Below are 12,259 nucleotides of genomic sequence, written 5' to 3'. Positions count from 1 at the left end.
GCGCCCCACACCCCCGCCGGGGCCGGCCCCTCCGCCCCCCCCCCGCGGAGCGGCCCGGCCGTGCCCGCCCCCCGGCCGGGCGGCGGCCGGGCCCCCTCGACACGTGGGGGGCGGCCGGCCCCCTCCGAAGGGTGCGGCGGCCGGGCCGCCGCACACCGAACCGACCAGGAGTACCCGATGGACACCGCAGTCCCCACCCCCACCCGCCCGAGCGGTCAGCCGCTGCTGCACCAGAAGGGCGCCGAGACGCAGGCGTTCGGCACGCTCACGCAGCTGCCGATCGGCCTCGGCCACGACACCCGCATGTACGCCTGTCAGCGGCTGAACCGTGTCCTCGCCGACACGCAGATCCTGTACTCGCTCTACAAGAAGCACCACTGGCTCATGCGCGGTGCGACCTTCTACTCGCTCCACCTCATGCTGGACCAGCACGCGCAAGCCCAACTGGCCGTCGTGGACGCGCTGGCCGAGCGGATCCAGAGCCTCGGCGGTGTCGCGGTCGGAGACCCCCGCCATGTCGCGGAGCTCACGTCCGTCCCCCGTCCGCCGGACGGCGTGGAGAAGGTGCCCGTGATGCTGTCGCGCCTCCTCGACGCGCACGAGCGGATCCTGATCGACGCGCGGGACGCCGCCGCCCGCATCTCGGCCGAGGGCGACGAGGGCAGCACCGACCTGCTCGTCTCCGACGTCATCCGCACCGGAGAGGCACAGGTGTGGTTCCTGGCCGAGCACCTCGTGGACACCCCCCTGGTGCGCGGCTGATGGAGGCGTACGGCCTCTGAGGCGCGGGGCCGGTCCGGACCCTCGCCGACGCCTCGGCCTCGACCGGAAGCCATCCGCCGCCCGTCACCCCACGCCTCGGCGTCGGCCGAAGCCACCCGCCATCCACCGCGCTCACGTCCCCAGTCCACCCCTAGACCATCCCCCCGCCCCGCCCCACCAAGGAGAGCCCGTCATGCCCAGCAAGCCCATCCTCGAACCCGCCGCCCAGGCCTTCGCCGACGCCACCGCCCAGCCGCCGTACCTCTACCAGATCCCCGTGGCGGACGGCCGCAAGGCCGTGGACGACGTCCAGAGCGGCGAAGGTGTCCCCCTGCCCGCCGTCGACGAGGAGTGGTTCACCGTCCACGGCGGTCCGACCGGTGACGTCCGCGTCCGGATCGTCCGCCCGCACGGAGCCACCGGCCCCCTCCCCGTCGTCCTCTACCTCCACGGCGCCGGTTGGGTCTTCGGCAACGCCCACACCCACGACCGGCTCGTCCGCGAACTCGCCGTGGGCACCGGGGCGGCTGTGGTCTTCCCCGAGTACGACCTCTCGCCCGAGGCCCGCTACCCCGTCGCGATCGAGCAGAACTACACCGTCGCCCAGTGGATCGCGCGCGAGGGACACCACAAGGAGCTCGACGGCACGCGGATCGCCGTCGCGGGCGACTCGGTCGGCGGCAACATGACCGCCGCCCTCACCCTGATGGCCAAGCGGCGCGGCGACGTCCGCCTCGCCCAGCAGGTCCTCTTCTACCCGGTCACCGACGCCGCGTTCGACACCGGCTCGTACCACGACTTCGCCGAGGGCTACTTCCTCCGCCGTGACGCCATGAAGTGGTTCTGGGACCGATACACGACCGAGGAGGCCGAGCGCGCCCAGATCACCGCCTCGCCGCTGCGCGCCACCACCGAGGAGCTGACCGGACTGCCGCCCGCCCTCGTCATCACCGCCGAGGCCGACGTCCTGCGCGACGAGGGCGAGGCGTACGCGGCGAAGCTCCGCGCCTCGGGTGTCCCGGTCACCGCGCTGCGCGTGCAGGGGACCATCCACGACTTCGTCATGCTGAACGCGCTGCGGGAGACGCGGGCCGCCGAACTCGCCATCGGTCTCGCGGTCGACACCCTGCGCAAGGCCCTGGCGTGACCGGGCCGACGACGAGCATGCCGGTGGCGGGCCTCGTACCCGCCCCGCGGCGTGAACAGCGGCAGGCCGACCTGCTGGTCCGCAACGCGAAGGTGTTCACCGGTGACCCGGGCCGCCCCGCGGCCCACGCCGTCGCCGTCCGCGACGGCAGGATCGCGGCCCTCGGCGACGACCACGACCTCGCCCACCTCGTCGGGCCGGGCACCCGGGTCGTGGACGCGCTGGGCCGACGGGTGGTCCCCGGCCTCAACGACTCGCACCTGCATGTCATCAGAGGCGGCCTGAACTACGTCCTGGAACTCCGCTGGGACGGGGTACGCAGCCTCCGCCACGCCCTCGCCATGCTGCGCGAGCAGGCCGGCCGCACCCCTAAGGGGCAGTGGATCCGGGTGGTCGGCGGCTGGACGGCCGAGCAGTTCGCCGAGCGCAGGATGCCGACGGTCGCCGAGCTGAACGCCGCCGCGCCCGACACCCCGGTGTTCGTCCTGCACCTGTACCAGTCGGCCCTGATGAACCGCGCGGCGGTGGCGGCGGCCGGGTTCACCCGCGACACCCCCGACCCGCGCGGCGGCCAGATCGTCCGGGGCCGGGACGGCGAGCCCACCGGCGTCCTGCTCGCGGCGCCGGGCGCCCTCGTCCTGTACTCGACCCTGGCCAGGGCGCCGGTCCTGGACGAGGCCGACAAGCGCACCTCGACCCGTCACTTCCTGCGCGAGCTGAACCGGTTCGGACTCACGTCGGCGGTCGACGCCGCCGGAGGGTTCCAGAGCTTCCCCGACGACTACGCCACGGTCGCCGATCTCGCCGCGTCGGGGCAGCTGTCCCTGCGGATCGCCTACCACCTCTTCCCGCAGACGGCAGGTCAGGAGCTCGCCGACCTGAAGCGCTGGACGGAGACGGTCAGGCCGGGGGACGGGGACGAGTGGCTGCGGCTCAACGGCGCGGGCGAGAACCTGACCTGGTCCGCCGCCGACTTCGAGAACTTCTCCGAACCGAGGCCCGAGCTCGCCGAGGGGTACGAGGCGGAGTTCGAGCAGGCCGTGCGGCTCCTGCTGGAGAACGGCTGGGGGTTCAGGCTCCACGCGACCTACGACGAGACGATCCGCCGCGATCTCGCCGTCTTCGAGAAGCTCGCCGCGGAGGGGCTCTTCCCGGGCGGCAACCGCTGGCTCTTCGACCACGCGGAGACCGTCTCCGGGCACAGCCTCGACCGGATCGCGGCCCTCGGCGGAGCCCTGTCCGTCCAGAACCGCATGTCCTTCCAGGGCACGGCCTTCCTCGGCCGCTACGGCGCCGACGCCGCCGCCCACACGCCCCCGGTCCGGGCCATGCTCGACCGGGGCCTGACCGTGGCCGCCGGGACCGACGCCACCCGCGTCTCCTCGTACAACCCGTGGGTCGCGCTCCACTGGCTGGTGACCGGGCGGACCGTCGGCGGCACGACGCTCCGGCCGGCCGCGAACCTCATCGACAGGGAGACCGCCCTCGGCCTCTACACCCGTGGCGGCGCCCGGCTCACCGGCGAGCAGGACGTCAAGGGCATCCTGCGCGAAGGCTTCTTCGGCGACCTCGCGATCCTGTCCGACGACTTCCTCACCGTGCCCGAGGACGCCATCCCGGACATCGAGTCCGTGCTCACCGTCGTCGGCGGCCGCATCGTCCACGCGAGCGCGGAGTACGAGGGGCTCGACGAGGCCGTCCCGCCGGTACGCCCGGAGTGGAGCCCGGTGGCCCACTTCGGCGGCTACCAGAGCGGCGCCCGCCAGGCGTCGCTCGTGGCCGAGGCCGTCGCCGAGTCCGAGCGGCATCGCCGATGGCGCGTCGCCCGCGGCTCAGGTCCCGAAACACCTCCGCCGTTCCACGACCCCTGCTTCGCGCACTGAACGAGGGATCCCATGAGTACAGCCTCCGCCGGCGCCGCCGACGCGCCGGACCCCCGGCCGGACACACCTCCGGGGCGCCGCTTCGAACCGGACCTCCGGTCGATGACGCGCATCACCCTGCACCCCATCGCCTCACCCATGCCCCTGGGCTTCTTCACGGTCGCGATCGCCTCCGTGATGACGGGATGCCTGCAACTCGGCATCCTCGGTCCCGGGGCCCGGGTCGCCGTCGCCCTGTGCGTGCTGCCCGCCTTCGCCCTGCAGTTCCTCGTGAGCGTCCTGGCCTTCGGTGCCCGCGACGTGATCGCGGCGACGCTGATGGGCGTCTTCGCCGGAAGCTGGCTGGCCTACGCGCTCGTCATGGTCAGCGGCGCGGCCGACGGCCCGCGCGTGCTCGGCGTCCTCAACCTGGCGTTCCTCTGCTTCGGCGCGCTGATGACGGCGGTGACGCGGGCCAAGCGGGCCCTCTGGCTCGTCCTCGCGGTCTCGCTGCCCCGCTGGGCGGCCACCGGCCTGGCGGGTCTCACCGGCGCGGAATGGCTCACCCGCACCTCCGGGGTCCTCGGCCTGCTGGTGGCGCTCGTCGCGATGTACGCGGCGTTCGCCCTGATGCTGGAGGACATGCGCAGCGAGGAGGTCCTCCCCATCGGCCGCAGCGGCCCGGCCCACACGGCGGTGGAGGGCGACCTCGCCGTCCAGCTCCGCAACCTGGAACGCCAGGCGGGCGTGCGCCGCACGCTCTGAGCCACCGCCACCGGGTGTCCCGGCCCCGGGCCGGGACACCCGGGACCCGGGGCTCTCACCCCACGGCGAAGGCTGCCACCAGGAGGGCTGGTCCGGGGCCCTCAAGGCCGGACGGGCGGCATCAGATCGCTCTCGCTGACGGTGTACGTCAGCGGCGGGTAGACGAAGTCCGTCTCGTTGTTCTCACGGCGCCGCAGCCGGTAGAACTCGTGCCGCTGCTCCTCGTCCGCCGGCACGAGGCGCGCGCCCTGCGGAAGGAACGCGTCCCCGTCGCGGAACCGGACGTAGGTCTTCGACGTCCGGAACGTCACCCCCAGCCATTCGTTGTCCGCCGCCGGGGCGGGAGCGTCCAGCACGATTCTGTGCCTGAACAGCCGATTGGTGTCGACGGAGAACGCGACGACACCGTGGTGGGCGAGGGGGATCTCGAACGTCTCGCCGCCGGGTTCCTTCGACTCGAAGATCAGCTTCCTGGGCGGGCCCGCTTCGGGATGCCGATAGCAGGAGAGGACGGCGATGAACGACCCGTCGGCCAGATCGAGGGCCTGGTCGGAGTGGCCGCCCATGGTCCGGTAGGCGTTCGTGTAACGCTCGACGAGCGCGTTGTTGAATCCGACCGGGAGCGCCGCACGTTCCCGAATCTCTCGGGCCAGCCGTTCGTGCACCGCCCGGAAAGGCTGCGCCGGGCCGCCGTATCGCGTGGTGGTACGGACGAGAGGCACCCCGCCCGCCGCGTCCGTCCTGGTGAGCACGGCGCCGCGCCGGCCCTTTCCCGTGTCCTCCAGGTGAGCCGACGCGGACAGCTCCGCGAAGAGGTCCTCCCCGGTCGGCAGGGCGTACGAGAGGACCGCGTCCGGGATCCTAGACCCGGGGCGCAAGGTAGTCCCCCGTGTTCATGCTGAAGGGGAACGCGTCGCCGTAGTCGATGAAGGACGACGTCCTGTTCTCCTCGGCGTACAGCCTGCGCAGCTCGTCCATGCCGGACGGTGTGGGCGGCCCCAGTCTCACCAGATCTCCGGCCCTGTCGAGGAACGTGTGACCGTCCCGGTGAACGGCCTCGGTGCTCGAACAGCGCACCACGTATCCCAGGCGGGTCGGGAGCAGCTCGGCGTCCAACGGCGAGGGCCGGATCTCGTGCGTGTACAGGCGGTTGGTGGAGAGCGGCACGAAGAACACGGAGCCGGGGTGGAGCGTGACGGTGAACCGCGGGGGGAGTGCGACGCCGTCGTGTCGTGCGGCCGGCTCCTTGAGGCGGAAGTGGAGCCTGGTCAGCCCGCTGGTCCCCTTCACGCCGTGGCCGAAGGGGTCGTCGGCCAGGGGCCGCAGCCGGTCCAGCCGGTCGTAGAAGGTGCAGAAGGCCATGAGGCCGTTGACGGGCATGTCCTTGGTCTTGTCGGCGTGGGCCGAGATCCTGGCCTTGGACTGCTTGCGCCCGGCCGTGGCAAGGGTGTTGTGGTAGATCTGCGCCAGGACGTGGTTCAGCGGTGCCTGGTCCCGGAAGACGGTGGCGGCCTCGTGGTTCAGGGCCTCGACGATGTGGGTGTCGGTCGGGCGAAAGCCCTCGGTCGGCCCCGAGAGGTTCGTGGAGCACCGGAGCAGCCGGAAACGCAGTGCGTCACCGCTCCGTGTGACGGCCGTCAGGTAGATCCCGCTGCGGTGGGCCGTCCCGGGCTTGGTGGACTCCGTCAGGGACTGGAACGCGTGCTCCGCGCGGATCCGTCCGAAGTGGTCGGCGTCGATGTCGAAGAACCGGCGGTAGTACACGCCGACGCCGTGCACGCGGAGGGGGAGCCGGCCGACGCCGACGAGGGGCCACGCCCTGTCGACGTCCTCGTGGTAACCGTGTGACAGCTCCCGGACGACGCACACCCGGGCGGCGGCGTCCAGCGGGCGGTCGCCCATCCCGGAGATGTCACCACACAGGTAGACGGTCTTCCCCGCGAGGTCGTGCGAACCGGCGGCAAGCTCCTCCGGCGTGATGACGGACCCGAGGAAGTCCCTGATCAAGCCGGAGTCCCGCAGCGCCGAAGGCGCGACCAGGACGGTGCCCGTCTCGTCGACGCGGGCTTCCGTCGGCTCTGTCGTGTGCATCGAACAGTACCTGCCATTCCACCGCCCCCACGGACGGCACGGGAGGGGGCGGGCCTACGCTTCGTCGGCCACGGGGTCGGCGGAGGACGGGACCGCCCTCCTTCTGCGGTACACCACCACCCCGCACACGGCGAGGAGCAGGACGGCCACGGCCGACACGCCGAGCGCCGTCCGCTCGGCGAAGAGCCTTCCCAGCACTTCGAGCGCACCGAGCCCCAGCGTCCCGTAGATCAGCGCCCAGGCCGCTCCGCCCACGAACAGGGCGGGGAGGTAGCGCGGCAACGGCATGCGCATGCTGCCCGCGAGGAAGTTGGCGGCGGTCTGGAACCCGATGGTCAGGAAGGAGACGGCCACCACCGGCGCGCCCCACCGCTGGATCGCCCGTTCGGCGCGCTGGAACTTCGCCGAAGAGATCCGTCCGGCGAACCTGCTGCGCCGGGCGCCGGCGCCCGCGAGCCATCCGACGGCGAACGTCCCTCCGGCGCGGAGCAGGACGATGACGTACAGGGCTCCGGCCGTGAGCGCGATCTTACCCACGACGCCTCCTCATGGACGCCGGGCCGAAGCCCGCCTCCCTCGTCACCCGCATGGGCGTCCCATCTCACCGGGCGCGCGAAGCGCGCAAGCCCGGTCACCGTCTCTCACCTGCGCCCCGCCTCTGCCGTTCCGACCTCTGGGATACCACCTGCGGCGCCCGCACCCGAACCGCGCGCCAGGCAAGGTCAGCCTAACCGAACGGGTATACGGCGGATACAGGGCACCGGCCCACCGGGGTCCGTCGCGACTCGCCCGCCCCCCACGCGGTGCCCCGGGGCGCACTCCCGCCACCGCGCGCCGTACGGGTGCGATCTGGACATTCCTGGTTCGGCGGAGTCGGCATCGCACGCCGTCGGCCTGCGTCCCCTTCGGGGGAACGCACCGGATCCGGCCGAGGCGCTCCGGAGTGCGCCCCCTGTGCACCCGGTGCCGTGTTCTCCCGGGTGCGGCAAGGGCAGAGGGGTGAGGGTGGCTGCTCGCGTCGTGCACCCCTGGCACGACGGAGGACCGAAGGGGTGGGAATGATACGAGTGACGGTGGTCTACGAGGCGCAGCTCCTGCGGACCGCGCTGGTGGAACTGCTGCGGTCGAGCGGGGTGATGGTGGTCTCCTCGCTGCCCCGATGGCCGCACGGCCCGGCGTCGGGGATGTCGGAGCCCGACGTGTACGTCGCGGACGCCGAGTGTCTGCCACCCACGGCGATGCGGCCCGCGGTCGCCGCCGCACCGGCGTCGGGAGAGGGCCGGGCGGGCCGTTCGGCCCTGCTGGCCCTCGTCCCCGGGCAGCGGCCGGGGGTGCTGCGACGGGCCCATGCCGCGGGGGCGACCGGCTTCGTCGACAAGAACGGCCCGAAGTGTCGATTACTGGAGGCCGTGCACCGTCTGGCCAAGGGGGAGCGCTTCATCGACGACACGCTCGCGGTCGGGTTCCTCCAGGCCGCGGAGATGCCCCTGACCCGGCGTGAGCTGAGCGTTCTCTCGCTGGCCGCCGGCGGAGCGCCGGTCGCCGAGATCGCCGCGACGCTCTTCCTGACCAAGGGCACGGTCCGCAACTACATGGCGAGCGTCATCCGCAAGGTCGGCGCCCGGAACCGCGTGGACGCCATCCGGATCGCCCAGGGCGCCGGGTGGACCTGACCGGCCCGGCGGCGTCCCCGCGGTCCGGTCCGCTCACCCCTGGACCTCGCTCCAGTGTCCCACCAGGTCGCGGTAGAGAGCGGAACGCACGAGCAGCTCCTCGTGCGTTCCGTACGCGGCCCGGGTGCCGTCGAGGACGAGGACCCTGTCCGCTCGGAGCGCCGACGACAACCGGTGGGCCACCACGACCAGGGTTCCCGGCCGTGCGCTCAGGGCGTGCTCGGCCGTGGCCTCCGCGACGGGGTCCAGGTGGCAGGTCGCCTCGTCGAGCAGCAGCAGCGGGGCGGCGGCCAGATGGGCGCGCCCCAGCGCGATCAGCTGGCGTTCGCCGAGGGACAGGGCGTCGGGCGTCAGCGTACGGTCGAGCCCGCCCACCCGGTCGACGAGCGGCTCCAGGGCGAGCGCGTCCACGGCCCCGTCGACGGCTGCCCGGCCGGCGTCGGGCCGCAGATACCGCAGGTTGTCCCGCAGGGTGCCCGTGAAGACGTACGCCTCCTGGGGGATCAGCACGCGCAGGGCGGTGAGCTCCGGGGGCGGGCAGGCCGCGACCGCTCGGCCGAAGAGCCGTACGTCGCCCTGATCGGGTGCGAGCATGCCCGCCGCGACGTGCAGCAGGGTCGACTTGCCGATGCCGCTCGGGCCGACGACGGCGAGGTGCTCACCCTGCTCGACGGTCAGTTCCAGCGCGTCCAGTACGGGGCGGGCCCCGGGACCGTACGCGGCTCGTACGCGGCGCAGTTCCAGCGCCGCGGTCGCCCGGCCCGTACGGCGCGGGGCGGGCGGGGCGGCGGCGGGGGGAGGGGTCGCGGGCAGCGGCCGGGTGAGCCGGTCGAGGACGACGAAGAGCCGCGCGCCCGCGGCGCCCAGGACGGTCATCAGCGTGTGCAGGGCGGGGAGCAGCGACTGCAGGACGTAGGTGAGCGCCCCCACCACGGCTCCGGCCGTGACGCCCTGGCGGAGGAGCCACGGCGCCGTGGCGAGCAGCAGGAGCACCGGCAGCTGTCCGGCCGTCGCCACGGAGAACGTGCGGACGGCCGCCCAGCGGGCCAGGGCGCGCTGGGCGGCCGCCGCCTCGTCGACGGCACGGCGGTTCCGCGCGGCGGTCGCCTCCTGGGCGCCGCAGGCCACGGTGTCCCGCAGGGCGGTGCGGGTGATCTCGGCGCGCCGGCCGACGACCTCGTCCGCGTCGAGGTACCGGTGCTGGGCCCGCGCCATGGGCCGCAGGGAGGCCGTGAACAGGGCGAGGCCCAGGACCAGGGGAGGGAGCACGACGAGGAGGAACTGCGGCGCGAGCGACAGCAGGCCGGCGAGGGCCCCCGCGGCGACGAAGACGAACGAGCGGGTGGCGAGCACCAGTCCGGCGAAGCTGTCCCGGGCGATCTCGGTCTGACTCGTCAGCCGGGACACCGCGGTGGCGTCCGCGCCCGCGCCCGCGGTGGTCGCGGTGCGCAGGGCGCGTACCACCGACCCCCGGACGAGCTGGTCGCGCAGCGGTTCCGTGAGGTGGGGGAGCTGGGCGAAGACCCCCCGGACGACGGGAGCGCCGAGCAGGACGGCCACGGCGGCCCCCGCCAGCCAGAGGAGCCCGGTCGAGGGAGCGCCCCGCAGGAATCCGTCGTCGAGGGAGCGGGCCACGCAGTAGCCGCCGAGGAAGGTCTGCGCGGATTCGGCGGCCGACCACGCCGCCAGTTTCGCCAGGACGCCCTTGCGGCGCAGGAGGAAGGACCGGAGCGAGGCCGTGACGCGCCGGGCCGTGTCCGTCTCTCCGGAGGCGGTCGCCGGTGCCGGAGGGTCTGTCGCCTCCGTCGTCGCCGGTCCCTCCGCCCGCCCTGTGCCCGGAGTCACTCGCCCGCTCCCGTCCCCGAGACGGCGGGCAGGGCGCCGGAGCCGGCGGACGCCGGGAGGCCGTCCGGCCCGGCGGACGAACGCCGGACGTCCGCCGGCGGGGCCTCCGCCGTGAACACCGCGCGGTACTCCGGTTCCTCCCAGAGCAGGCTGTGCGGTCCGGACCTCCGCACGCGGCCCGCCTCCATCCAGACCACCACGTCGGCCCGGGCGGCGGTGGACACCCGGTGGGCCACGATCAGCCTGGTGCGGGTGCGTGACGTCGTGGCGAGGGCGATCTCCACCTGCCGTGCGGTGGCCGTGTCGAGGCTCGACATCGCGTCGTCGAGGATCATCAGCCGGCTCCTGCCCATGAACGCCCGGGCCAGTCCGAGGCGTTGGGCCTCGCCGCCGGAGAGCGGGGCGTCGTCCACCGGGGTCCCGTAGCCCAGCGGCAGCAGTCGGACGAAGGTGTCGGCGCAGGCCGCCGCCGCTGCCTCCCGGACCCTCGCGGCCGTGGCGGGGCCCGGGGCGGGCCCGGTCCCGGCGGCCAGCGCGGCGCCGACCGTGGGGGTGGCGCCGCCGTCGAAGACGGGACGCGCGAAGGCGTACGAGGTCGCCCCGCGCAGTTCCGCGCGGGACAGCTCGGCCAGGTCGACTCCGTCCAGGAGGACGCGCCCGGCGTCGGGGTCGGTCAGCCGGCCCGCGACGGCCGCCAGGGTGGACTTGCCCGCTCCGGAGCGTCCCACGACGGCGACCGTCGACCCGCCGCCGATCGCGAGCGTCACGTCCGTGATCAGGGGGACGCCGTCGCGCGTCACCCGCACTCCCCTCAGCTCCAGGTCCCCGGGCGCGCCGGCCGGCAGGGCGGCGGAGCCGTGCGGCATCGGCGCCAGATCGGCGAGTTCGGCGGTGCGGCGGCCCGCGCTGCGGGCTCGCACCAGGGTGCCGAGCGGCGCCGCGATGCCTCCGATCCCGGCGGCGAGCGCCGCGTAGCGGGAGGCGGCGAGCAGTTCGCCGACGCTGACCTCACCCGCGGCGAGACCGACCCCCGCCACCGCGACGACGGCCGTGGTGAGCAGGGGGAGCAGGACACCGCTCCGCGCCACGGCGCGGCCGTGGACGAGCCACATGCGCGTGCCGTACCGGGTCATGTCCGGCAGCGGGGCGAGGACGCGCTCCTCCTCGTGCCGTGCCGTGCCGGCGGCGGCGATGGTACGGGCGCCGCCCAGCGCCTCGGCCAGCCGGGCGGCGACGGCGCCCTGCGCCCGCTGGTAGTGGCCGACCGAGTCGGAGGACTGGGTGGCGAACGCGCGCAGCAACAGCAGGAGCAGCGGCATTCCGGCCACGAAGACGGCGGCGGTCCAGGGGTGGATGAGCGCCAGGGCCACGAGGGCTCCGATCGGCACGAGCACGGACGACACCGAGCTCGCGAGAGCCGCCGGGGCGGTGCCGCTGTCGGTGGCGTTGACGCACAGCCGGGCGGCGACGTCGCCGCCCGAGTGGGGCGCTGCCCGGTGCGGCGCGGTGCCGAGGAGGCCGGCCAGGGCGCGCAGCCGGATCCAGGCGGTGGCGCGGGCGTTGGCGAGCTGCGTCAGGAGCACCGAGCCGGTCTCCAGGAGGACTTCCGCCGCGAGCAGTACGGCGGTCCACAGCAGCCACGTCCCGGCCCCGGGCTGGTGACGCAGCAGCAGGTCCAGGGTCCTGCCGGCGAGCGCGGGTACGGCGAGCGAGCAGGCCGCGCCGGCGACCGAGCAGAGCAGCAGCAGCGCGGTGGTGCCCGCTGTGTGCCGTACGGCGCCGCGGAGCAGCCGGTCGGAGCCGGTCGGCGAGGCCATCCGATCCCCTCTCTTCCCCTCCGGGAGCGACGTTCGGGCCGGGCCGCCGGAGCCCGGCCCCGACGGCCGGAGCCCCGGGAGCGGTGCTCCCGGGGCCCCGTGACTTCTCACCGGCGCTCGGGGCGCTGTGCGGGAAGCCGGATCAGCTCAGTTACAGGTGGTGATGCTGAGGCTGCTGTCACCGCAGAGGAGCAGGCTCGCGCGGCTGCCGGTCTCGACATCGCCGATGGCCTCGTCCTTGGGGGTCTCCAGCGACTGAAGGTCGAAGAGGTTCATGATCGTTTCCTTTCGTAGGGG

General features: G+C 73.9%; 11 protein-coding genes. 5 read left to right on the top strand and 6 right to left on the bottom strand.

The window, feature by feature from the left end; all coding sequences use genetic code 11:
• The first annotated feature begins 177 nt into the window (after nucleotides 1–177).
• The 4 genes from ABT129_RS20135 to ABT129_RS20120 all read left to right on the top strand — a co-directional run bounded on the left by ABT129_RS20135 (nucleotide 178) and on the right by ABT129_RS20120 (nucleotide 4,536).
• Nucleotides 178–762 (top strand): Dps family protein, encoded by a 585-nt coding sequence (locus ABT129_RS20135; protein WP_351902982.1) that lies wholly within the window; start codon nucleotides 178–180, stop codon nucleotides 760–762.
• Nucleotides 763–955: 193 nt separating this feature from the next.
• On the top strand, nucleotides 956–1,909 hold the full coding sequence (locus ABT129_RS20130) for an alpha/beta hydrolase (protein WP_351902979.1): 954 nt from the start codon (nucleotides 956–958) through the stop codon (nucleotides 1,907–1,909).
• 17 nt (nucleotides 1,910–1,926) lie between these two features.
• Nucleotides 1,927–3,792: an amidohydrolase gene (locus ABT129_RS20125; protein ID WP_351902999.1), complete on the top strand. Its 1,866-nt coding sequence runs from the start codon at nucleotides 1,927–1,929 to the stop codon at nucleotides 3,790–3,792.
• Nucleotides 3,793–3,804: 12 nt separating this feature from the next.
• Nucleotides 3,805–4,536, top strand: coding sequence for an acetate uptake transporter family protein (locus tag ABT129_RS20120; protein WP_351902976.1), 732 nt, complete (start codon nucleotides 3,805–3,807; stop codon nucleotides 4,534–4,536).
• Between the two features lie 101 nt (nucleotides 4,537–4,637).
• Here the strand turns inward: ABT129_RS20120 and ABT129_RS20115 are convergent, their stop codons facing one another.
• Genes ABT129_RS20115 through ABT129_RS20105 form a run of 3 tightly spaced genes read right to left on the bottom strand, consistent with a single transcriptional unit; the run spans nucleotide 4,638 to nucleotide 7,164 of the window.
• The gene (locus ABT129_RS20115; RefSeq protein ID WP_351902973.1) at nucleotides 4,638–5,414 is read right to left on the bottom strand and encodes an alpha-ketoglutarate-dependent dioxygenase AlkB; all 777 of its coding nucleotides are present in this window, start codon (nucleotides 5,412–5,414) and stop codon (nucleotides 4,638–4,640) included.
• Entirely contained in the window at nucleotides 5,398–6,627 is a 1,230-nt protein-coding gene (locus ABT129_RS20110) for a hypothetical protein (RefSeq protein WP_351902970.1), read from the bottom strand. The genes ABT129_RS20115 and ABT129_RS20110 overlap by 17 nt, the downstream gene beginning before the upstream one ends.
• A gap of 54 nt (nucleotides 6,628–6,681) precedes the next feature.
• Nucleotides 6,682–7,164 (bottom strand): DedA family protein, encoded by a 483-nt coding sequence (locus tag ABT129_RS20105; protein WP_351902967.1) that lies wholly within the window; start codon nucleotides 7,162–7,164, stop codon nucleotides 6,682–6,684.
• A gap of 521 nt (nucleotides 7,165–7,685) precedes the next feature.
• Between ABT129_RS20105 and ABT129_RS20100 the strand changes: the two genes are divergently transcribed.
• Nucleotides 7,686–8,300 (top strand): helix-turn-helix transcriptional regulator, encoded by a 615-nt coding sequence (locus tag ABT129_RS20100; protein ID WP_351902964.1) that lies wholly within the window; start codon nucleotides 7,686–7,688, stop codon nucleotides 8,298–8,300.
• A 33-nt stretch (nucleotides 8,301–8,333) separates the two neighbouring features.
• Here ABT129_RS20100 and ABT129_RS20095 read toward each other — a convergent pair whose 3' ends face one another.
• From ABT129_RS20095 to ramS, 3 genes are all read right to left on the bottom strand, one after another.
• The gene (locus ABT129_RS20095; protein WP_351902961.1) at nucleotides 8,334–10,145 is read right to left on the bottom strand and encodes an ATP-binding cassette domain-containing protein; all 1,812 of its coding nucleotides are present in this window, start codon (nucleotides 10,143–10,145) and stop codon (nucleotides 8,334–8,336) included.
• Nucleotides 10,142–11,962, bottom strand: a complete 1,821-nt coding sequence (locus ABT129_RS20090; protein WP_351902958.1) for an ABC transporter ATP-binding protein — start codon at nucleotides 11,960–11,962, stop codon at nucleotides 10,142–10,144. The genes ABT129_RS20095 and ABT129_RS20090 overlap by 4 nt, the downstream gene beginning before the upstream one ends.
• 147 nt (nucleotides 11,963–12,109) lie before the next feature.
• Entirely contained in the window at nucleotides 12,110–12,238 is a 129-nt protein-coding gene (ramS, locus tag ABT129_RS20085; RefSeq protein WP_030325150.1) for a mycelium formation morphogenetic lantipeptide SapB, read from the bottom strand.
• Nucleotides 12,239–12,259: the final 21 nt, after the last annotated feature.

This window comes from Streptomyces sp. NPDC002057, assembly GCF_040296665.1.
Lineage (GTDB): Bacteria > Actinomycetota > Actinomycetes > Streptomycetales > Streptomycetaceae > Streptomyces.
This window is presented reverse-complemented; position numbering and strand designations above follow the sequence as displayed.